Source organism: Phytoactinopolyspora alkaliphila, assembly GCF_010550695.1.
Taxonomy (GTDB): Bacteria; Actinomycetota; Actinomycetes; order Jiangellales; family Jiangellaceae; genus Phytoactinopolyspora; species Phytoactinopolyspora alkaliphila.
The window spans coordinates 409,063-430,076 of sequence record NZ_JAAGOB010000001.1 but is presented as its reverse complement, the minus strand read 5'-3'; the positions used below and the strand labels follow the sequence as shown (position 1 = coordinate 430,076).

Genomic DNA, 21,014 nt, shown 5'->3' with positions numbered 1-21,014 from the left:
CGCGCTCCACAGCCGCCAATACGCCGGCGGCAGGGGCGGTTCAGCGTCGTTCCGAGTCATGCCGGCGATCGTGGCGCGCCGGGCACGATGGCGACACGACGAAGCCAGCGGCTACATACTCGGACAATGGCGTTCACTGTCGACCTCGGCGTCGCGGAGCTGGCGGAGACGCGATTCGCCGTCTCGCCGCTGTCTGAGACGGTGTCCTGCCTGCAGCAGCTGGGCGGCTGCGCGCGGCACGCGATCAATCTGCCGTGGCTGCGGTGGGCCACCGACGAGCTCGTCCAAGCGCCGCTCGATCTCCCACATGTCTGGCCGTTGCTCGTCAACGACCGCCAGGGCTGGCCCGAGTTCCTCGCCCCAGCCCCGCTCGGAGCGGGCGCCTCCATCGACGACGAACTGGCGGCCCTTCGACGTACGACAGACGACCAGGTGCGGGCCAGCCTGTGGCGGGTTTTCGGCGGCAAGCTTCCGGACGCGGCCGCCGCCATGGCCGCCCGGCCGGCAGCCGGTCTGCGCGCCGTCGCCGCGGAGCTGCACGCCGCTCACGACCGCCTTGTCGCGCCGCACTGGCCCCGTATCCGGGCCGTCCTCGACGCGGATGTGCTCCACCGATCCAGGCAGCTGGCCGCCGGCGGGAAGCACGATCCGGCTTCTCGGGCGGATGCGCGCCGAGCTGCTGGAGGCCCTGCGCTCCCCCGCCAGCACCACCGACCTCGCCCGTGCCTTCGGTGTCACCGCGAGCGCGGTGTCGCAGCATCTGCGAGTGCTGCGGGACAGCGGCCTGGTTCAACGGCAACGATCCGGTCGCAGCGTCCTGTACATGACCACGGCTCTCGGTGCGGCACTAAATGGGGCACCGTCCCGGGTCGGTGGTCCGGCTCCTACTCTCTCGCAGCCGCAGCGCGCACAGGTGCCGCCCGCAGGGCCGTCCGGGTCGGGATCCCGATCGAGACCGCGGCGAGCAGTGCGGTGACGCCGATGATGACCGCGTACGTCGCCACCGGGATCGCTGGTAGCGCGGACTCGGTCATGCCCAAGCTGAAGGCGGCGAGCGGCGGGACGGAGACGAGCGTGCCTATCGCGGCGGCGATCACCACGATGATCAGCACCTCCGCCCACATCATCCGCTCCACCTGGCGACGCGCGGCGCCGACCAGCTGTAATAGCGCGAACTCCCGGCCTCGTTCGGCCGTCGCCATGACCAGGGTGTTGACGACGGAGACGGCGAGATACCCGAACAGCACAAGGAGCGCGATGGCACCCGTCCACGACTCGGCGTCCCGATCGTCCTGACCCGCGACCGCCAGCGCGGCGGCGTCGGCGACGAGCAGCTCCGGGAAGGTTTCCGTCAACTGGCGCAACGCCGTCCCGAGGGGTTCGGCATCCGCGGAGCCCACGGCGCCGACCAGGATAGAGCTGTCCAGTCCCGTGGTCGTATGCGCGGCGAGTACGTCGCGTGGGAGAGTCACGTCGCCGAATCCCAGTCCCCGACCATAGATCGCGGCGACGGTGGGCCGGTGCTCGGTCCCGTCGCCCAGGGTCATGTCCACGGAGTCTCCGATGCCCACACCGAAGGTGTCGGCTGCCAGCTGGCTCACAGCCACTCGGCCTTCCCGGAGATCGCCGAGCGTGCCCTGGCGGACGTCCAGGTCGAGGGTGTACTCGAGACCGTCCGGCTCGATGCCCTGCGCAGAGAACGGCGCCTTCGTCGTCTCCCCGAATTCTCGATACCGCACGAGCACACTGCCCCGCACCACCGGCGTTGCGGCAGCGACCTGGTCGATGCCGGCTACCGCCTCGGTGACCTCGTGGCTGAGACCCGCGCCGCTACTGGTGACCACGAAATCGGCGACCACTCCCCTGGCGCTCTGTTCCCCGGCAGCCGCCGACACTGTCGACTGCGCGAACAGCTGGACCGAGACGATGGCGATCGCCAGGATGAGCGGCGTCACCGCCGCCGCGAGCCGACGAGAGTTCGCCTGGGTGTTGGCAGCCGCGAGATAGCCCGCCGTCGAGGATACCCGCCGCAGGGGTACGGCCAACGCGGCCGTGGCGGCGGCCATCAGGCTCGGACCAAGCAGCGCGACCGCGATGACGAGGAGCAGCACTGACCCGGCCGCTCCCGCCAGTGCGGCGCTACCCGGGAGGAATACCGGCAGCGTGGAGGAGGCGAGGCCGAGAGCGCCGAGAAGCCAGCCGAACGTCATTCGCGTCCGCGACAGCCCCGCCGGTTCGACCGCAGCCTGGCCGAGAGCCTCGGTAGGGCTGGTCCGGGCCGGCTTCCTCGCCGCGATCCAGCCGGCGATCCGGGCGCTGCCGAGGCACAGCAGCACGGACGCCACGGCGGGAATCGGGCTGAAGGCCAAACCGAAGTCGTCCGGAAGCAGACCACCGGCGGCGAAGCCTGCCTTCATCAGATGCGCCAGGATGAACCCCGGCGCGGTGCCGGTTACCGCGGCAACGCCTGCTACGTACAAGATCTCCGAGCCGATCAACCGGTGGATCTGACGCGGGGTAGCGGCGACGGCGCGCAACAGGGCGAACTCGCGCCGACGCTGCTGCACGGACAGGGTCAGCGTGCTCGCGACGACGAACATCGCGATCATGATCGACGTCCCGGCGAACGATCCCGTCAGCAGGACCAGCTCCGTCCGGGCCCGCCCGACGTCCAAGAACTCGGCGTCTGCGCGCTGGTCACCGGTGTAGGTGCGAACGTCCCGGCCGGCCAGTGCCGTCTCCACTTGGGCGGCGAGCTGATCGGGCGAGACGCCTGGCCGCGCGATCACGCCGACGGCGTCGACCTGGCCCGGATCAGCGGACAGTTCGTCCGCGCGCTGGTCGGTGAAGAACAGCGCCTCCTCGCGGAGATTCTCTTCCTCTGCCGCAGTGGCGATGCCGGTCACGGTGTAGGCGTGCGGCACCGAGCCCACAGCGACGTCGATCCGGTCCCCCACGCCGACCCGCGCACGAGCCGCGAGATCGGAGGTCAGCACTACGTCATCGGCATCGGTGGGCTCCGCGCCGCTGCGCACGGTGAACGGTGCCAGCGCCGCCGAGCTCCATCCGTGGCCGAAGGACATGCGGTCTCCGCTCGCGGCGACGGGCCGGCCGCCGGCGATCACTGTCACGGGGATACTGATGTCACCGGCGGCGGATTCGACCCCGGGGAGGGCGCCTATGTCGTCCACGATCTCCGCGGGCAGGCGGACGCGTTCGCTTAGGTGAGTATCGACGTCCTCGACCACCGGAATGGTCTGCGCTCCTCCGACGACGACCGTCGCCCCGGCGTAGCGCTGAGGTGGCACACCACCGCGTATCCCGGATTCCATCAGCGTACCGAGTGCGGTCACGAGCATGGAGGCGAGAAGCACGGCGATGAAGACGCCGGCGAATCCGGCCTTGCGGTCCCTGACCGTCGCCCTGGCGATGTCGCGCATGCTCACCACTCACCGAGGTGAGTCATACGCTCGGCGATGGTCTCCGGCGAAGGTTCGTCCAGGGCGCCCGCCAGGCGGCCGTCGGCGAGGAACAGGACTCGCTGGGCGAACGACGCCACTACCGGGTCGTGCGTGACCATCAGTACGGTCTGGCCACCTGCGTGCACGATCTCGCGAAGCAGGCGCAACACCTGCTGTCCTGTCCGCGAGTCCAGTGCGCCGGTCGGCTCGTCGGCGAATATCGCGTCCGGGCGGGTGATTAGAGCCCTGGCGATGGCCACGCGTTGCTGCTGGCCGCCGGAGAGCTGGCTGGGGCGGTACGCGAGCCGGTCGGAGAGGCCTACGTCGGCGACCACCCGGCTCAGCCACGCGTGGTCGGCAGGCCTGCCGGCCAGTCTCAGCGGCAGGGTGATGTTCTGTTCCACGGTGAGGGAAGGCAGAAGATTGTAGGACTGGAAGATGAAGCCGACTCGTTCCCGGCGGATCTTGGTCAAGGCCTTCTCACCCAGGCCGGACAGGTCGGTATCACCCAATGTGACGGCGCCCGAAGTGGGGCGGTCGAGCCCGGCCGCGCAGTGCAGGAAAGTGCTCTTACCGGACCCGGACGGTCCCATCACCGCGGTGAAGCTCCCTCGGTCGAGTTGGACGCTCACATCGTGCAACGCGGTGACCGCGTTGGCGGGATCGCCGTACACCTTGCTGACCGACGCCAGGCGGATCGCCGGTTCGGTGGTGACCGTGCTCGACACGCTCGTACCCGTTCTCTCTCGTTGACCTTGACACGCTTGAGCCTAGGAAGGCACGCCGGTCAGCACGATCCCGCTGGCATCCGAGTTCGTGGTACAGCTGGCCATACCCCCGGCAGGTCTGCCGGTGCTGACTCGGGCATGCTGAGGTCTCATGACGGACAGGAGCGGGCACGGGCGGTTGCGCCAGTGGGTGCGCCGTTCCATGTCCGATCTCCGCCGTAGCGTGCCGTATCTGGTGAGAGGCGCGGTCACGTCATTCGGTTCGTTGATCATCCTGATCGGCCTGGTCGTGGTCGCGGCGCTGCTGCTGGTCGGCGTCGGCTGGCTCCTTCTGCCGCCTGCCACGCGGCTGCTGCGCTGGTGGACCGGGACCGAGCGGCGCCGGGTTGAGGCCTTTACCGGTGCCTCGGTTCCAGAAGCGTATCCACCGCTGGCCGGATCGCTGTCCCACCAGATCCGGACCGTGGTGCTGGACAGAACGACACGGCGAGACACCGCTTGGCTGACCGTGCACGGACTCACGGGTCACGTGATGGGCGTCCTGGCCGTCGGGCTGCCGCTGGGCGCCGTGAACGCCGCGCTGGTGCCGGCATACTGGTGGATCCTTCCCGAGCACTCACCGGTCAATGCTCCGCACGCCGTCACGTCATGGGCCGACACCCTGCCGACACCGCTCGTGGCGGCGGTCTACGCGCTCTTGGCCCTCGCACTTGTGCCCCGCTTCGCCAGCTGGCAGACGAGGTGCGCACGGACTCTGCTGGCGCCACCGCGGGAGACCCGGCTCCGCGAGCGTGTCACCGAACTAACCGCCAGCCGCGCCGCGGCGCTGGAAGCGCACGGATCAGAACTCCGCCGGATCGAGCGCGACCTGCACGACGGCGCCCAGAACCGTCTGGTGGAGGTCGTCATGCAGCTGGGAATCGCTGAGCGGGCCTGGCAACGGGAGCCGGCGTCGGCTCTCCCGCTGATCCTTCGGGCACAGGATGCGGCCGGCTCAGCCCTGGGCGAACTGCGCGACGTGGTCCGCAGCATCTATCCACCGATCCTGACCGAGCGAGGGCTGGACGGCGCTCTGGCCGCGCTGGCCGCTCGATGCCCCATACCGTGCACACTGCGCATGGACGGGCTGCGACGCGTCCCAGCGGCCGTGGAGTCCGCGGCATACTTCGTGGTCGCCGAAGCATTGACGAATGTGGCGAAGCACAGCGGCGCCGAGCACGCCGAGGTGCGTGTCACCGTGCGGCGACGCCCAGAACCGGAGGAGGACGTGCTGGTGGTCAGGGTCACCGACGACGGCCGTGGCGGCGCCACCGAGCGGGCCGGCACGGGCCTGGCCGGAATCCGCCGCAGGGTGGCCGCGTTCGATGGCCGTACCGAACTCAGCAGCCCGGACGGTGGCCCTACTCAGCTGGAGGCGGAATTGCCGTGCGGGTCGTGATCGCCGAGGACGACGTACTGCTGCGGGAGGGTCTCGTCCTGCTACTGAACAACGAGGGCATCGAGGTGGTGGCGGCGTCGGACAACGCCGACGACTTTCTCGCCGCCGTGGAGGAGCTGCGCCCGGACGCCGCGGTCGTCGACGTACGGTTGCCGCCGTCGTTCTCCGACGAAGGGCTTCGGGCCGCCGTGACGGCTCGTCGCCGGCTACCGGGCATGCCCGTGCTGGTCCTGTCGGCCTACGTCGAGGACAGTTACGCCGCGGAACTCCTCGCCGACGGCGCGGGAGGCGTCGGCTATCTCCTGAAGGAGAGGGTAGGCAAGGTGGCCAAGTTCCTGGACGCCCTGCATCGGGTCGCGGACGGAGGCACTGTCATGGACCCCGAGGTCATCTCGCAACTCATGGTGCGACGCCGAGCCGACGACCCGATGCGGACGCTCACCCCTCGGGAGCGCGAGGTCCTCGAGCTGATGGCCGAGGGCCATGGGAACCGCTCCATCGCTGAGCTGCTGGTCGTGAGCGAGACCGCGGTCAGCAAGCACATCCGCAACATCTTCGTCAAGCTCGGGCTGCCGCCTACCGACAACGGCCATCGCCGGGTGCTCGCGGTACTCGCACATCTGCGGTCCTGATGAGGGCGTACGTGGATGGTCCACGGGGCCGTCGTGCCTCCGGCTGTTCGGCCATATCCGCATGGTGCGGCCATCGTCGGGTATCGGGGAGGGTCTCACGGTCAAACCGGAACTCGATGCCAGGCGAGAGATGAAGGCCTGTGGTGATGTCGGCAGTGACCACGCGGATGGGTGACAGCATTCCCCGGCCCATCCTGCCTGCACAGCGCCACCACTCCGGGGGGATCTAGTGGTCTCGCCACGCTGGGAACGACTGTTGGCCGCAACAATCGACACCAGAACCGCGGATCCAACGCAAAGCTGGACGCAGGCCGTGTGCCACGTATGCGTGTCGGCGATGCCGTCGGTCGACGCGGCAGCCATCACCCTGCGCACTCACAGCCGGGCACAGGAACTGCACGGTGCGAGCGACAAGTGGGCCGCCAAGCTTGAGCAGGTGCAGTACACACTCGGAGAAGGGGCGGGCGTGGACGCGTTCGGTACCGGCATGCCTGTTCTCGTCGGCGACCTCGGTGACGGCCAGGCTCGCTGGCCCATGTTCGCGGATTCCGCCCAGGACGCGGGTGCGGTGGCGGTCTTCGCGTTTCCGCTCCTGATAGGCGCGATCCGGATAGGTACCCTGGATCTGTATCGGGGCGGAGCGGGCGAATTGAGCTCCGCCGAGGTGGCCGATGCGTCCGTGCTCGCCGAACTGGCCGCCAACATGCTGGGAGAGCTCTTCAGCGCGGCGGAGCGGACCGGGAGCGAGGCTCCACGGCCGTTGACCTCCTATCAGGACGTCAACATCGCCACCGGCATGGTGGCGGCGAGGCTGCATGTCAGCCTGGAGGATGCGTTCGCCCGGCTTCGTGCGTGGGCGTACAGCGAGAACCGCGCGCTGCTGGACGTCGCGCAGGATCTCGTGCGCCGGCGCATAGCTCTGGACCAGCTGTCCGAGTGACCATTGCGCCAGGCCCCCAAGAAGCGGGCGTCAATCCCAGTCAGGGTCCGACCGGCCGTCAGCCTCGTGGTCGACCACACGGGCCACTCGTGTCGCCTCGGCGTCCACACCTCCGGGGTTCTGCTGCTCCAGAAGCAGCTCAAGCGCCACGGCGGCGTCGCACTGACGCCATGTCCGTACGGCACCGATCGCCTCATCGAGAGCTGCGGAAGCCCTCACGGTGGCGACCAGCCTTTCGGCGGCCACCTCACGTCTAACATGTCCTCGTACCACCCCATTCAGCCTACTCTCGCGTCCCAGCCGGGATTGCCGTCGTTGCGCACGGGTATAGGGACGCCGGAACGGTGTGGCCGGGCTTCTCACTGCCTCGGCCCGTTTCCGGTGCAACGTCGCGAACAGAAAGGGTGACGTCCTCGATGGCGGAGATCTGGAGCGAGGCGCGGTCCACATTCGCCGCGTTCGGAGCGAGCCTGCTGGCCTTGCCGCTGGCCGCGGCTGCCGCCGACCCGGGCGAACCGGGGCCAGTGGTCGCCTCACGGTCCTCGGAGCAGGCAGCCTCCGAACAGCTTCCTACCAAGAGCATCGGCTTCTACGTCGGCAGCGAGCTCACCGACGACGGCTCCGTGCTGTTGGGTGGGTTCGGCCACGAGCCGTCGAGCCACTGGCTGGAGATCGTCCCGTCGCGCGAGTTCCCAGTGGGTGCGACGACGACCGTAGGCATCACGGACGCAGCGCGCATGCCGGGCGAGCTCATGGAGATCCCCCAGGCACGTGAGACGAACAAGTACATCACCTCGCATTACTCCGAGTTCGCCGGCTTCCCCGCTCCGCTGACCAACGGTGGGCTCAACGAGCACGGCGTCGCCGCCAGGGACATCTGGTCACCCAGCAGCGACCGGCTGCTGGAGTTCACCGACGACGTACAGACCGGCCCCAACTACAGCGACCTGTCCCGCATCGCCATGGAACGCGCCACCACCGCCCGCGAAGCAGTCGAGATCGTCGGCTCACTGATCGACGAGTACGGCTACTCCAGCTACGGCGGAAACTCCCATCTCTTCGCAGACCAGGACGAGGGTTGGGTCCTGGTCAACTACGGGGGTAATCAGGGGCTTTGGGCGGCGGAAAGGCTCGGACCGGACGAGGCCCGGGTCTCCTTCCCCGGTTACCTCAATCCCTTCCCGGTCGACTTCCAGGACCACCCGGACGAGTATCTGGCCTCGGATAACTTCGTCGATTTCGCGGTAGAGCAGGGCTGGTTCGACCCCGAGGAGAGTGACGAGTTCGACCCTCAGGAGGTCTACGCGGGCTGGCAGCCGAACGAGCGGCAGGTCACCGAGACGCATCCGTGGGGCAACAACGTTCAGGCGGAGCTCGAGCAGGAGCTGGCCGAGGAGCTCGCCCCGGTGTCCCTGGAGGACATGCTCGCCTACGTCCGCGATCCCCGCTGGTCTCATGACCGGGCGGGGTACGGCCAGGTCGCCCAGCTCACCGACGTCGAGCATCCTGAGCTGAACGTCCTGTGGACGGCCGTGACCGCCGCGGTCACCACTCCGTATGTCCCGATCTACATCGGCGCCGACGACGTGCCACCGGAGTTCAAGCAGCACCGCTATCTCACCAGCGACGCCGCGTCGAGCTGGCTCGCTGCCGACTACGCCCCTCTGGAAGCGACCCGGTACGCCACCCGGACCTTCAAGCGGCTCATGTACCACACGTGCGAGGACCCGCACACACACCTGCACCCAGTGACAGCGGAGATCGAATCGTTCGAGACGAAGCTGCTGCGGGAGCAGCGCAAGATCGAGCGGCGCGCCACCGCGCGTCTCAACGCGGGCCGCACCGACCAGGCCGAGGAGCTGCTCACGGGATACGTGGAGAAACGGCTCCTGGACTCTCTGGACCTGGGCGAGGATCTCGTACGTGCCGTCGAGAAGCGTGTCCGGAACACGTCCGGCATCAGGCTGCCGAGTGGACGCGAGCTGCCGGGTGAGACCTATCGGCCGGAAAGCCAGAGCATGAACCGCGGCGACGGGCTCGAGAGCGCCGCGAACCACATCGTGCACTGTTACCGGGAGGACCTCGACGACTATCCGCGCGAGCACGGTGCCTACGCCGAACGAGGGCGAGGTCTGCTCGCCAGCGTCGAACAGAAGGAACTACTCGTCGACGCGCTGCGCGAAGCGCACGACAAGCACGATCCCGACGAGGACTGGGACGCGTTCGTCGACGCCGTGCTGCGCGAAATGGGCGACCAATAGCAACGACGATCAGCTGCGGCCTCTCGGGCCTCGGAACCGCGCCCGGGTCTGTTTTGCCGTGTCCGCCGGATGACCCGCGCGACGCGCTTCTTCAGTTCGGGCGCTGGCCCGCGTGGATGTGGGCGAACGAGGAGGTCTGTGCGTTCAGCCGCTGGCTACGTCAGCACAGGCGAGCCGGCGGCCTATCCAGCGGGAGTGTGACGATCCCGCCACGGGAGACCCAGGGTCACACGCCCGAATGTCCGTTCATGGACGTGGGCGGACGCTGCTTGCGTTCTGAGAGCGCCATCTCCACGGCGTCCGTCAGGTCTACGTAGCAGTCGATCGCGCTGTCAGCGCCGACGTGGCGCCCGATATCCGCGACGACGTCGTGGCGTCCGGCGATCCGCATGGTCCGTCCGCGTGCTCCGGCCGCCTGGCCAGCCGCGTCCAGCGCCCGTACAAGAACCGGATCGATACGGTGAGTAGCTGACAGATGGACGACCACGTAGTCGAGACCGGCCAGTCCGCACAGATGCTCCTGCATCCGGCACGCACTGAGGACATCGACCTCACCCGTGATCCGGACGACGAAGCAGCCGCCGAGCTGCTGCACTCTCATCTCACACCCAGGGCCCGCGAACCCGGCCTGCTCGGCTGCGGTTGACCTGTCCCAGCCCTCATGCACCGATCGTCCCCCCACTATCAGCCCAGGGTCCCACCCACGGAACCGCTCGATAATCTCTGCGATCCTTACCCCGTTGTCCCCGGGGCACGCACGAGCTCTCGCCGGCTTTGAGCGCATGTTCGGGTTCATCCACGGGTATGAGCGGTGCATGGCACAACGACCCGATGGCATACCCCCGGAAGAACTCGACGACGACACCCTCCGCCGTGAAGTGAAGCACTTGCACGACACCCGCCACGACGCCCTCCTGGGCGGCAGTGAGTCGGCCTTACACGCGCACACGGAACGGATGCTGGCGCTGGAGTCGGAGTTCCTGCGCCGCTTCCCCATTGAGAGCGCACCCGATCCGCAGCGCACGCGAGCCGGACGTCGTTAGTGTCCCGTGAGCCTGTTCACGGGACACATTGACTAGCTCTTCTTCTGCGCGGCTTTGCCGCCTTTACGGCCGGCTTCTTTCTTCTGCGCGGTAGTGCCGCCCTGCGAGCTGTCCCCACCGGACCCGCTCTTCTTGCCGCCACGGCTCGACGCGCCCTCGGAGTTCGCGATCCGAGCCGCCCTCTCCTTCGACATCCCCTTGTCCTTGAGCGCCTCGTACTGCTTCTCGTTCTTCACGTTCGCAGATTTGCTGGGCATCGTGACCTCCTTGCTCGAACCTTCATCAAGCAAGTACCCCCTGCCTACCCGTTCACGCCTGGGACGGCGCAGACGCCGTCCACGCACTCCCCCGCGCCGGGCTCGCCCATCATGGCCAGGCCGCCGGCAGGCGATTCCACTGTCTCCGGCTCGGCGGTTCGCTCTCGCAGAGGGTCAGTCATCGTCATACGTCCTTTGGGCCACGCGTTCCAGCGCGTCGGTGAAGACGTCGGCCGACTGCGCCCCGGACACGCCGACGCGGCCGTCGAAGACGAAAAAGGGCACGCCGTTGATGCCGAGCGCACGCGCCTGAGCGATGTCCGCGGCCACGGCGCCGGCGAACTTGCCGGATTCCAGAGCGTCCTGTGCGCCGGCCTGGTCCAGGCCCACCTCCTGAGCGAGCGCGACGAGGTTATCGATGCGGCCCACGTGCACACCCTGCTCGAAGTACGCCTTCAGCAGCCGTTCCTTGAGTTCGGACTGCTTGCCCACCGTCTTGGCGTAATGGAGCAGCTCATGCGCCTTGAGTGTCTTCGTGTGCTGGAGTGCCTCGTAGTCGAAAGCGAGGCCTTCCTCCGCGGCGAGGCCGGTCATCTGGGCCAGCATCTGCTCCACCCGCTCACGGGGCATTCCTTTGTGCCCCATCAGGAAGTCGACCTCAGAGCCGGCGAAGTCGACCGGGGTGTCCGGGGCAAGCTCGAACGAGTGGAATTCGACCACGACCTGGCCGTCGAAGGTGGCCAGTGCACGCTCGAAGCGGCGCTTCCCCACGTAGCACCATGGGCAGGCCACGTCGGACCAGATGTCGACTCTGATCACTGGATCGGCAGATTGGCTCACCTCCTGTCCAACCTGCGCCAGGTGCCCGCTATTCCGGGGCTTCCGGCCGCATTCCTGGCAGCTCGCCGCCGGCCCGGCAGGAGTGCTGTGGCCGACGCTGGTGAAAGGCAGCCGAGGCTCGTAGCGTTGCTGTATGGCCGCTCGCACGCTTCCGTTCGTGGGCGACCTGCTGGCATTCGGTTCCGATCGGCTCGGCTACCTGACCCGTGTCTCCGGAGAACAAGGTGACGTCGCGCGGATCACTCTGGGCCCGTATCAGTGCTGGTTACTGAGCCATCCGGACCATGTCCAAGACGTGCTGATCCAGCACGCCGACCACTTCCGGAAGGGACCGGTGCTGCAGCGCGCCCAGTTCGTCCTGGGCGACGGGTTGCTGACGGCGGAGGGCGACGTGCACCGCCGGCATCGGGATATCGTGCAGCCGGCATTCCACTCGCGGCGGATCACTGGTTATGCCGAGACGATGATCAGCCGGGCTCTCGCGATGTCGGACAGCTGGACCGCGGGTGTGCCGCTCGACGTCCATGCTGAGACCGTCCGCCTGACGCTGGCATCCGCCGCCTCGACGCTCCTGGGCGCGGATGTCGGCGACGACGACATCCGCACCGTAGAGGACGCCGTCGCCGACCTGCTGGCCGCCTACAAGCTGGCGTTCGTTCCCTTCGGCTGGCGTCTGCAGCGGATCCCCGTCGGGCCCATGAGACGCCTCCGGCGTGGCCGGCAACAGCTGTACCGCGTGGTCGACCCGGTCATCGCGGCACGCAAGGCCGCCGCCGGCGCCGGAGACCTGCTCTCGGCACTGGTCCGTCCCGAGGACAGCGATCGGCTATCCGACCAGGAGATCCGAGACCACGCCGTGACCCTGCTCCTCGCCGGCCACGAGACGACGGCCAACGCGCTCACCTTCGCCTTCCACCTGCTTGCTCTCCATCCCGATATCGAGGGCCGGGTGCATGCCGAAGTCGACGAGACCCTGGAGAGCGGCATGCCGGGACCGCAGGATCATGGCCGCCTGCCGTTCTGCCGGGCGGTGATCTCGGAGGCGCTACGGCTGTATCCGCCGTCCTGGGCGATAGCCCGCCAAGCCCTCGACGACCACCGTGTCGGCGACCATCTGATTCGTGCCGGCGATCTCGTCCTGCTCTCCCCGTGGCTGGTCCACCGTGACCCACGCTGGTGGCCCGAGCCAGAGAGCTTCCGCCCCGATCGATGGCTCGACGGCGAGTCCAAGGAAAGGCCGCGATGGGCATACTTTCCATTCGGTGCCGGAATTCGCCGCTGCATCGGTGAGGGGTTCGCCTGGACCGAGGGGGTACTCGTCCTGGCCGCCGTTGCTCGTCGGTGGCGGCTTCGGGCGGTGCCGCATCGGCCTCTCAGGCTCGAACCACTCATCACCCTTCGCCCACGTGACGGCCTCTGGCTACGCCCCGAGCCCCGAACGCGGCGCAAGCCCCATGCCAGCACGACCAGCTAGACGTCATCATCCAGACGTTCTTCGTAGGGCTCCGTGCGAGGCTGCGTGTCGTCGTACGGCTCCGAGCCACGGACCGTGTCGTCTGCCTCGTCCTCGGGCAACTCCGCACTGAACCCCTGGCCGGGCAAGCCGCCCGCCTTGCCGGCGCCCGTGCCCTCCGCGGATCCGGGCCCTTTCGGCCCTGGCTCCACGTGTACCTCGTCGCTGCGTCCCTGTTCATGACCGGTTTCTTCACCGTGAGCGTCGTCGTGTCCGGGCCCGCTCGTCGCGTATTGATCCATCGCCCCCACGTACCCATCGCCACACAGCACAATCCTTGCCGTGTTGCATATAAATGTCTCGTGCGGCATACTTTTGCTCATGTCCAAGGTGATCCCTTCCCTGCCCGTCGGCGAGCGCGTCGGCGTCGCCTTCTCCGGAGGGCTCGACACGTCCGTCGCCGTGGCGTGGATGCGCGACAAGGGCGCGGTACCGTGCACGTACACCGCTGACCTGGGACAGTACGATGATCCCGACATCGACTCGGTTCCCGGGCGGGCCAAGCTGTACGGTGCCGAGATCTCCCGGCTGGTCGATTGCCGCGCCGCGCTCGTCGACGAAGGCTTGGCCGCTCTCACCTGCGGCGCGTTCCACGTCCGCTCCGGCGGACGGTCCTACTTCAACACCACACCTCTGGGCCGGGCGGTCACAGGCACGCTGCTGGTGCGTGCGATGCTCGACGACGACGTCCAGATCTGGGGCGACGGGTCCACATTCAAGGGCAACGACATCGAGCGGTTCTACCGCTACGGCCTGCTGGCCAATCCGAATCTGCGGATCTACAAACCGTGGCTCGATCCGGCCTTCGTCGCCGAGCTCGGTGGCCGCCTGGAGATGAGCGTGTGGCTGCAGGCCCACAACCTCCCCTACCGCGACAGCGCGGAGAAGGCCTACTCCACCGACGCCAACATCTGGGGCGCCACCCACGAGGCCAAGACCCTCGAGCACCTCGACAACTCCATCGAGACTGTTGAGCCGATCATGGGTGTGCGGTTCTGGGACCCCGAGGTGGAGATCGCTCCCGAGGACGTCACGATCGGCTTCGAGCGTGGCCGGCCGGTGACGATCAACGGCGCGTCGTTCCCCTCAGCCGTCGACCTGGTCAATACTGCCAACGCCATCGGAGGCCGGCACGGCTTGGGCATGTCGGACCAGATCGAGAACCGGATCATCGAAGCCAAGAGCAGGGGAATCTACGAGGCACCCGGCATGGCGCTGCTGCACGCCGCCTATGAGCGGCTGGTCAACGCGATCCACAACGAGGACACGATCGCCACCTACCACGCTGAGGGCCGCCGCCTGGGCCGGCTGATGTACGAGGGCCGCTGGCTCGACCCGCAGGCGCTGATGATGCGCGAGTCGCTGCAGCGCTGGGTCGGCACGGCGATCACCGGCGAGGTCACGCTACGGCTTCGCCGCGGCGAGGACTACTCGATTCTCGACACCACGGGCCCGGCGTTCAGCTATCACCCGGACAAGCTCTCCATGGAGCGCACCGAGGACTCCGCCTTCGGCCCACTCGACCGGATCGGACAGCTCACCATGCGCAACCTCGACATCGCTGATTCGCGGGCCAAGCTCGAGCAGTATGCCGGGCTCGGCATCGTCGGCACCGCGCATGCCGAGCTAATCGGGGCGGCAACCACGCACACGGAGCTGATCGGCGAGATGCCTCAAGGCGGCGCCGAGGCGATCGCCTCACGCGGCGAGGTGAACGCCGACGACGAGCTCCTCGACCATGCGGCGATCGAATTCGGCACCGACTGACCCGCAGGGTCATGCGTGGGGTGACCGCAACGACACCGTCCACACCCCGCCGGCCAGCGCCACCATCGCCGCCACGCCGAAGGCCCACGGGATCCCCGCTGCGCTCGCCACGAGCCCGAGCAGGATTGGGCCACCCCCGAGGCCGAGGTCGAGGAACATGCTCGCGGTACCCGAGGCCGCGCCACGCTCCGACGCTCGGGCCGTCGCGAAGATCGCGGAGAAGAACGCGGGTGTGCTGAAGGTGACGCCGAGAGCGAGCACGCCCGCCCCGAGAACGACGCCCGCCGGCGTGGACCACAGCGCGATCACGGCGAGACCGGACGCGATCCCCAGCATCGAGGCCGCGCCCAGCGCCAGCGGCGGGAACCGGTCGTGGGCCTGCGCGAACACGATTCGGCCGACCACGACGACGCTGCCGTACACCACCAGCGGCGTGCCAGTGCGGCCCATGCCCACCTCATCGGCGTGTAAGGCGGCGAATGCGAGAAACGCACCCATAGCCACGACGGAGGCGAAGAAGCCCAGGGCCGGCGGAATGGCCTTCACGTGGATCAGGCCGCCTCGCCGCCGCGGGAGCGTGCGATCGATCTGAGTCTCACCGATGTAGACGATCACCAGCACCGCGAGCAGGGCCAGCCCGGCCGCGCCGTACCAACCGATCATGAACCCCCATCTGCTGACCAGGAAGTCGCCCAGAAACGGGCCCACGGTGATGCCGAGGTACAGGCCCAGCGAGTTGTAGCTCAGGGCCTCGCCCAGGCGACTCTGCGGCGCGAGGTCTGCGAGCGCGGCGAACGACGCGACGACGAACGCCGCCTCGGCGACACCAAGCAGGAGGCGGATACCGACTACGGCCGCCAGAGCATCGACATACGCGGTGGCGATCATGCAGAGCGCGCACAACGCGGCACCGGTCAGGAGCAAGGGCCGCCGCCCGAGCTGGTCGGTCAGGCGGCCGGCCAGCGGGCGAAGCACGAGCGCTGAGACCGCGAACGCTCCGAACGCGATTCCGGCGCCCGCAGTGCCGGACCCCACCGGGCCCGTGACGTAGAGCGGCAGGAGCAGGATGGACATGCCGACGGCGGTGAAGTATGCGAGGTCGGCGACGGTCAGCCCGATGAACGCCGGCGTGAACAAGCGCTCCCGCGCCTGGCCGGGTCGTGGCTGCGACGATGCGGTCGAAGTGGTCATGCCGTCAGCGTGGACCTCAGCGGACACCGGCGGCATGAGTAGATCTACCTGGATTCGCTCAATAGGCCATGCTCCATCGCGAACAACGCGGCCGCCGCTCGGGTGGAGACGCCGATCTTGGTGTACACATCCTGCACGTGGTTCTCGGCAGTTCGCCGGGATATCACGAGCCGATCCGCGACTTCGCGATTCGACAACCCACGGGCAACCAGCTGGAGGACTTCGACCTGACGCTCGGTCAGTCCCGCGGGCCGGACCCGACGTGCCCGGTGGCGGTGGCCCGTCGCCTCGAGAACCGCCTGAACCGCGTCGCCGTCGAGACAGCCCTTCCGTGCCTCGTCCTGGAGGCGCTGTGCCGCAGCCGCTGCGCGCATCGGAGGCGCTCCCGGACGTCCTTCGACCAAGACCCGGTACGCGTCGGCGGTGGCCAGGGTCCGAGCCGCCATGGTCATCCGGTCACTGGTGAGGCCGCGGTGGTATCCGCTGCCATCGCATCGCTCATGATGCTGTCCGGCCAGCGCGGCGACGGGTGAGAGCAGGGGAACGCGCGCGAGCACACGTTCGCTGTGGTAGGGGTGGAGGCGCGCTTGGTCAAGCTCGGTCGCGCTCAGCGGCTCGGCCTTGTCCCAGATGCGGCTCGAGATCGCGACCCGTCCGATGTCGTGCAAATAGCCGGCGACCCGCACGTTCCGGACGTCGTCGTTGAGACCGAGCAGTCTTGTCGCGACTGCGGCGAGCTCCCCAACGGCGGACGAGTGTCCGCGCAGCCACGGGCTCTTCAAGTCCGCGAGATCACCGAACGTTCGCGTCACCTCCTCCAGTTCCGGCTCGTCGACCATGACGACCGGGTCGGGCTCGCAGTCCAGGACCGCCTGATAGGCATCGGTCGTCTCCACGTCGGTGAGAAGCTCCGTCCCGCGCGATACGAAGAGCTCGGCAAGGTCCGGGTCCAGATAGCTCCCGCTTCGCCGGCGCACCTCGGCCAGTGCCGCGTCCGGCCCCGCGTGGCAGAGAAACAGCACCGCAACTGACGCGACGTGCATCAGCCGCGTACCCAACGGGATGTCATGGCCCGCCACCCTGGGATAACCCTTGCCATTCCACATCGACACCGTGTGACCGAGGCAGTTCTGAACAGATCCCGCGAGACCGAGCCTGCGCGCAGCCTCGCGTGCGACGTCGCAGGTGGCTGCCGTGGCGTTCGCATCGACCTCCCGAATGGACCGTACGGTCGTGGCCAACACGCCCATCCGCGACCGGTGTGTGGCCTCAGCCATGCCGGAGACGAAAACCCGCAGCACGTCGAACGGGTCGGCTTCGTTCATCAGGAAGGCCAATCGGTTGGCGGTGATCTCGTCACCCCAGATGCGGGCCAACTCGTGCGCGTAGGCGGTGCACCCGAGGTGCTGCAGCAACGACACATAGACGACCTCGCGCACGCCCTCGTCGCCGCAGCCCGCATCCCGAGCCAGCCGTGACGCCACTACGCAACGCCGCAACGACTCATCCGGCGCGGCGCCCGTTCCCAGATCCGTGACGGCTGCCAGCCCACCGAGCAGCCCGAGCAGGCGGAACACCTTCACATAGTGACTCCTTGGGGGCCGTTGCGCCAGGGTCAGCGGCATCGGCAGGCCCCTCATCAAAGGGTGACACCGCTCGTCAACGACGGCGCAACAACACGACTCCGTCGTCGAGCACTGCAGCCTGTCCGTCCGGGCCCGTGGTCTCCCTGGTCCGGGTCTCGGCGATCCGCACGTCCCACTCCACCGGGTCGAGATCAAGCTGGTCGAGCTCTTCGGTAGGTGTGAGGAAGCGATGCTCGTCCGTCGCGGGTCCGGTGGCCCACGGCGGGAAGTCGGCATGAGAGACGATCAGCAGATGCCCGCCCGGCGTCACGTGCCCAGCCGCGCGAGAAAGAATCTGCGCGCGAGGGATCTCGACAGGCGAATGGAAGAAGCTGGCTGACACGAGGTCGTATGAATCGTCGCCGGTCCACGAGGCGAGATCGTGGATGAGCCACTGGATGCGCCCGTCGGTGACCCCGGACCGGGCCGCCGCCTCCGCGGCCCGGTCGAGCGCCGTCGACGAGACGTCTACACCGGTGACCTGCCATCCCCGCAGGGCCAGCCAGATGACGTCCCCGCCTTCGCCACAGCCGAGATCCAGCGCCCGTCCGGGAGGTAGCCCGGAGACGACGTCGGCGAAGGTCTTGTTCACCCGCCCGGACCAGATGTGGCTGGATTCCGCGTAGCGGCTCTCCCAGAACTGCTCAAGAGTATGTGTGTCATTCACACGCCACAGCATCACCGGCACGTTCGGTCCGCGCAAGCTGTGTTGCCAGATCAGCAAAGGCGCGACTCGACGTCGCCCTCTCCGGTCACTTGGCGTCGGCGTAGCAATCGGCCACGGTGACGCTCAACGGGAACTGCACGGGGAAGTCAGCGAACAGGAGCCGTCCCGCCTCAGCGGCGGCAGCCCTGACCTCGTCGGCTACATCCTCGACCATCGTGGCCGGCGTGTGGATCACGACCTCGTCGTGCAGGAAGAGCACCAGGTGCGGGCGGGCGGCGAACGGCTCCGGCACTGGCACGTGCGCCGCGCCAGGTGCCTGCCCCAGCCGCCACAGCCGTCGCCGGATCGAGGCGATCCAGCACATCGCCCACTCCGCGGCCGTACCCTGCACGACGAAGTTACGGGTGAAGCGCCCCCACGAACGCGAAGAGGACCTGGCCCGCGCCGCCTCGCCTTCGCCGGCGTTCTCCTGGTACGCCCCCGCCTGCGCCTCCATCCAGCTCGTGCCGGGCAGAGGCGAACTGCGGCCCAGGTGGGTGGTGACCACCTCGCCGCGCTCCCCCGCCCGCGCGGCCTCGTCGACGAAAGCGAGCGAACGAGGGAAGGCCTTCGCGAGCCGCGGCAGCACCTGGCCGCTGGACCCGGTGGTCCCGCCATACATGGCGCCGAGCATTCCGACCTTGGCCAGCTCCCGCGTCGCCACCGCGCCGGACGCCACGATCCCCGCATACATGTCGGCTTCTCGGCCGTCCCCTCCGCGTCCGGCGGCAGCCATGGCCTCGTCACCCGCCATGCCGGCCAGCACCCTCGGTTCGAGTTGAGCGGCGTCGGCGATGACAAACGTCCAGCCGGGATCCGCGACCACCGCCCGGCGCACGTTCTTCGGGATCTGGAGTGCTCCCCCGCCTTTCGACGCCCACCGGCCCGTGACGACGCCACCGACGACGTACTCGCTGCGAAACCGTCCACCGCGCACCCACGCATCCAGCCAGGACCACCCGTTGGCGGTCAGCAGCCGGTACAGCGACTTGTACTCGAGCAGCGGCTTGATGACCGGGTGGTCGAGCCGCTCCAACTCCCACTTGCGGAGGCTGCGCGCACCGACTCCGGCGTGTTCCATCGCCCTGAACAGGTCTCGTGGAGAGTCCGGGTTGAGACCGGGCGGGGCGTCCAACGCATCGCGGATCTGGTCTGCGAGATCTTCCAATCGCTGTGGCCGTTCCCCCCATCGCGGCCGCGGCCCGAGGATCTCGGTGAGGATCGCGTCGTGGACGTCGAGCCGCCACGGCAGCCCGGCGTGGAACAGCTCCACCGCGGCCAAGGCGCCCGCGGACTCTGCCGCCAGAAGCAGCCGGAGCCGCCCCGCCGCGCGTGATGCCGAGACAGCAGCGTTCTGTACGTCGAGTTCAGAGAGCGGATCCGCCTCAGGCGTCTTCTCTGCCGGGCTCAGGTTCGCGAACAGCGTCGCCGGCGTGCCGGATCCTGCTGCAGTCCCGGCGGCCAGCGGCGCGGGTGGCATGCCGTCCCACGGCCCGGCAGCTGTGGTGGCCGGCTCCGGCCACGAGACGAGGACCGACTGCCGCAGGATACGGTGCGCCAACCGCAAGTCGTGCGACCGCTCGACTCTGACGCCCGCTGCCAGCAGCGACGGATACCACCGATTCGTGTCGTCCCACGTCCACCGCGGGCCCACCACGGCCGCGGTCTCGGCACCGCGCACCACGGCAGCCAGCTCAGCTGCCGCGATCCGCCGCTGGCCATCGGGCGCGTCCAGGCCGACCACGCGCACAGTGGCGTCAGGTTCCGGGACCACGACAGGCTGCACGCGACCATCCTGCCCCCGACCACCGACAGAGTGTGCACCGCCGGCCGGCTACGCTTCACTGTACCGGTGCTCGCACACCCGGAGTGCGCCCGAACGCGCGCCGGAAGGCGTCGATGAAGGCGCTGGCCGACGACCATCCACACGCGTGCGCCACGGCGGTGACCGGGGCGTCTTCGGCGAGCAGGACCAGCGCCCGATAGAGGCGCAACTGGGTCCGCCATTGCGGGAACGTCATGCCGAGGTCGGCTTTGAACAGTCTGGACAGGGTGCGTTCGCTCGCCCCTACCTGCCGTCCCAGCGCGGCCAGCGTACGGCTGTCGGCCGGGTCGGCTCGCAACATGTCGCAAAGCTCCACGAGCCGGGGATCGGATGGCGCCGGAAGGTGGACCGGCCGGTGCGGTGCGGCCCGTAACTGGTCGAGCAAGACCCCGAGCAGACGTTCGCGGGCCGGACCGTCGTCGCCCGTCGAGCGGGTATACGCGAGGATCAGCTCGCGGAACAAGGCCGTGACGCTGAGCACCGTGGGCCGATTCAGGCCGGCCGGGTTCTCCGTGGCAGGCAAGCCGACCAGATGCAGTTCGATGTCTCCGTGTGCCTGGTGCGCATGTACGGTTCCGGCCGGTACCCAGATGGCGCGGTTTGCCGGAGCGACCCATGAACCGGAATCCGTCGTGATGGCCAACACGCCATGGGCCGCGTACACGATCTGGTGATCGTCATGGCGGTGTGGCTCGATCGCCAATCCGTGCGCCAGCCGCTGGGATCGGGTGGGCGCCACCGGTAGGTGGCGGGTTTCCGTCATAAATAGGCAGATTATCGGAAGTGC

23 protein-coding genes are annotated in these 21,014 nt (G+C 68.4%); 9 read left to right on the top strand and 14 right to left on the bottom strand.

All coding sequences use genetic code 11. The features are described from left to right. Positions 1–111: 111 nt before the first annotated feature. Positions 112–738 carry a hypothetical protein gene (locus tag G1H11_RS24960; protein WP_246210893.1) on the bottom strand — a complete coding sequence of 209 codons (627 nt, stop codon included), beginning with the start codon at positions 736–738 and terminating at the stop codon, positions 112–114. On the opposite strand from G1H11_RS24960, the gene G1H11_RS26785 reads away from it, so the two are divergent. Then, positions 665–976, top strand: coding sequence for an ArsR/SmtB family transcription factor (locus G1H11_RS26785; protein ID WP_343074786.1), 312 nt, complete (start codon positions 665–667; stop codon positions 974–976). The two genes, G1H11_RS24960 and G1H11_RS26785, sit on opposite strands and share 74 nt — an antisense overlap. Here the strand turns inward: G1H11_RS26785 and G1H11_RS01835 are convergent. Both G1H11_RS01835 and G1H11_RS01830 read right to left on the bottom strand, forming a co-directional pair. Continuing rightward, the gene (locus G1H11_RS01835) at positions 885–3,440 is read right to left on the bottom strand and encodes an ABC transporter permease (protein ID WP_163815447.1); all 2,556 of its coding nucleotides are present in this window, start codon (positions 3,438–3,440) and stop codon (positions 885–887) included. The genes G1H11_RS26785 and G1H11_RS01835 overlap by 92 nt on opposite strands. A 2-nt stretch (positions 3,441–3,442) precedes the next feature. Beyond that, on the bottom strand, positions 3,443–4,189 hold the full coding sequence (locus tag G1H11_RS01830; RefSeq protein ID WP_216843341.1) for an ABC transporter ATP-binding protein: 747 nt from the start codon (positions 4,187–4,189) through the stop codon (positions 3,443–3,445). 151 nt (positions 4,190–4,340) lie between these two features. Between G1H11_RS01830 and G1H11_RS25100 the strand changes: the two genes are divergently transcribed. The 3 genes from G1H11_RS25100 to G1H11_RS01815 all read left to right on the top strand — a co-directional run bounded on the left by G1H11_RS25100 (position 4,341) and on the right by G1H11_RS01815 (position 7,199). Then, positions 4,341–5,627 carry a sensor histidine kinase gene (locus tag G1H11_RS25100; RefSeq protein WP_163815445.1) on the top strand — a complete coding sequence of 429 codons (1,287 nt, stop codon included), beginning with the start codon at positions 4,341–4,343 and terminating at the stop codon, positions 5,625–5,627. Beyond that, entirely contained in the window at positions 5,615–6,259 is a 645-nt protein-coding gene (locus G1H11_RS01820) for a response regulator (RefSeq protein ID WP_163815443.1), read from the top strand. The genes G1H11_RS25100 and G1H11_RS01820 overlap by 13 nt, the downstream gene beginning before the upstream one ends. 337 nt (positions 6,260–6,596) lie before the next feature. Continuing rightward, positions 6,597–7,199, top strand: a complete 603-nt coding sequence (locus tag G1H11_RS01815) for a GAF and ANTAR domain-containing protein (RefSeq protein ID WP_163815441.1) — start codon at positions 6,597–6,599, stop codon at positions 7,197–7,199. A 30-nt stretch (positions 7,200–7,229) separates the two neighbouring features. Here G1H11_RS01815 and G1H11_RS01810 read toward each other — a convergent pair whose 3' ends face one another. Continuing rightward, positions 7,230–7,418: a hypothetical protein gene (locus tag G1H11_RS01810; protein ID WP_163815440.1), complete on the bottom strand. Its 189-nt coding sequence runs from the start codon at positions 7,416–7,418 to the stop codon at positions 7,230–7,232. 197 nt (positions 7,419–7,615) lie between these two features. On the opposite strand from G1H11_RS01810, the gene G1H11_RS25095 reads away from it, so the two are divergent. Both G1H11_RS25095 and G1H11_RS26780 read left to right on the top strand, forming a co-directional pair. After that, positions 7,616–9,460: a C69 family dipeptidase gene (locus G1H11_RS25095; protein ID WP_163815438.1), complete on the top strand. Its 1,845-nt coding sequence runs from the start codon at positions 7,616–7,618 to the stop codon at positions 9,458–9,460. Between the two features lie 53 nt (positions 9,461–9,513). Then, positions 9,514–9,777, top strand: coding sequence for an erythromycin esterase family protein (locus tag G1H11_RS26780; protein ID WP_216843340.1), 264 nt, complete (start codon positions 9,514–9,516; stop codon positions 9,775–9,777). On the opposite strand, the gene G1H11_RS01795 is transcribed toward G1H11_RS26780, so the two are convergent. Then, positions 9,687–10,061 (bottom strand): STAS domain-containing protein, encoded by a 375-nt coding sequence (locus G1H11_RS01795; protein WP_163815436.1) that lies wholly within the window; start codon positions 10,059–10,061, stop codon positions 9,687–9,689. The two genes, G1H11_RS26780 and G1H11_RS01795, sit on opposite strands and share 91 nt — an antisense overlap. A 214-nt stretch (positions 10,062–10,275) precedes the next feature. Between G1H11_RS01795 and G1H11_RS01790 the strand changes: the two genes are divergently transcribed. Then, positions 10,276–10,503 carry a DUF6158 family protein gene (locus G1H11_RS01790; protein WP_163815434.1) on the top strand — a complete coding sequence of 76 codons (228 nt, stop codon included), beginning with the start codon at positions 10,276–10,278 and terminating at the stop codon, positions 10,501–10,503. Between the two features lie 32 nt (positions 10,504–10,535). Here the strand turns inward: G1H11_RS01790 and G1H11_RS01785 are convergent, their stop codons facing one another. From G1H11_RS01785 to G1H11_RS01775, 3 genes are read right to left on the bottom strand one after another with little or no spacing between them, the layout of a single operon-like run. Beyond that, a complete protein-coding gene (locus tag G1H11_RS01785) occupies positions 10,536–10,760 on the bottom strand; it encodes a DUF7218 family protein (protein ID WP_163815432.1) in 225 nt (74 codons plus the stop codon). A 44-nt stretch (positions 10,761–10,804) separates the two neighbouring features. After that, complete coding sequence (locus G1H11_RS01780) at positions 10,805–10,942, bottom strand: hypothetical protein (RefSeq protein ID WP_163815430.1); 138 nt, start codon at positions 10,940–10,942, stop codon at positions 10,805–10,807. Then, on the bottom strand, positions 10,935–11,600 hold the full coding sequence (locus G1H11_RS01775) for a DsbA family oxidoreductase (RefSeq protein ID WP_216843339.1): 666 nt from the start codon (positions 11,598–11,600) through the stop codon (positions 10,935–10,937). The genes G1H11_RS01780 and G1H11_RS01775 overlap by 8 nt, the downstream gene beginning before the upstream one ends. A gap of 133 nt (positions 11,601–11,733) precedes the next feature. Here G1H11_RS01775 and G1H11_RS01770 point away from each other — a divergent pair, with 133 nt between their 5' ends. Next, positions 11,734–13,074, top strand: coding sequence for a cytochrome P450 (locus tag G1H11_RS01770; protein WP_163815428.1), 1,341 nt, complete (start codon positions 11,734–11,736; stop codon positions 13,072–13,074). Here G1H11_RS01770 and G1H11_RS01765 read toward each other — a convergent pair. Next, on the bottom strand, positions 13,071–13,355 hold the full coding sequence (locus G1H11_RS01765; RefSeq protein WP_163815426.1) for a hypothetical protein: 285 nt from the start codon (positions 13,353–13,355) through the stop codon (positions 13,071–13,073). The genes G1H11_RS01770 and G1H11_RS01765 overlap by 4 nt on opposite strands. Before the next feature lie 79 nt (positions 13,356–13,434). Between G1H11_RS01765 and argG the strand changes: the two genes are divergently transcribed. Continuing rightward, on the top strand, positions 13,435–14,880 hold the full coding sequence (argG, locus tag G1H11_RS01760; protein WP_163815424.1) for an argininosuccinate synthase: 1,446 nt from the start codon (positions 13,435–13,437) through the stop codon (positions 14,878–14,880). A gap of 9 nt (positions 14,881–14,889) precedes the next feature. On the opposite strand, the gene G1H11_RS01755 is transcribed toward argG, so the two are convergent. From G1H11_RS01755 to G1H11_RS01735, 5 genes are all read right to left on the bottom strand, one after another. Next, positions 14,890–16,071, bottom strand: coding sequence for an MFS transporter (locus G1H11_RS01755; protein ID WP_163815422.1), 1,182 nt, complete (start codon positions 16,069–16,071; stop codon positions 14,890–14,892). 44 nt (positions 16,072–16,115) lie between these two features. Continuing rightward, positions 16,116–17,654, bottom strand: coding sequence for an HD domain-containing phosphohydrolase (locus tag G1H11_RS26775; protein WP_163815420.1), 1,539 nt, complete (start codon positions 17,652–17,654; stop codon positions 16,116–16,118). 76 nt (positions 17,655–17,730) lie between these two features. Continuing rightward, on the bottom strand, positions 17,731–18,363 hold the full coding sequence (locus G1H11_RS01745) for a class I SAM-dependent methyltransferase (protein ID WP_216843338.1): 633 nt from the start codon (positions 18,361–18,363) through the stop codon (positions 17,731–17,733). An 85-nt stretch (positions 18,364–18,448) separates the two neighbouring features. Beyond that, positions 18,449–20,188 (bottom strand): bifunctional 3'-5' exonuclease/DNA polymerase, encoded by a 1,740-nt coding sequence (locus tag G1H11_RS01740; protein WP_163815417.1) that lies wholly within the window; start codon positions 20,186–20,188, stop codon positions 18,449–18,451. A gap of 55 nt (positions 20,189–20,243) precedes the next feature. Then, on the bottom strand, positions 20,244–20,990 hold the full coding sequence (locus tag G1H11_RS01735) for an AraC family transcriptional regulator (RefSeq protein WP_163815415.1): 747 nt from the start codon (positions 20,988–20,990) through the stop codon (positions 20,244–20,246). Between the last annotated feature and the right edge of the window lie 24 nt (positions 20,991–21,014).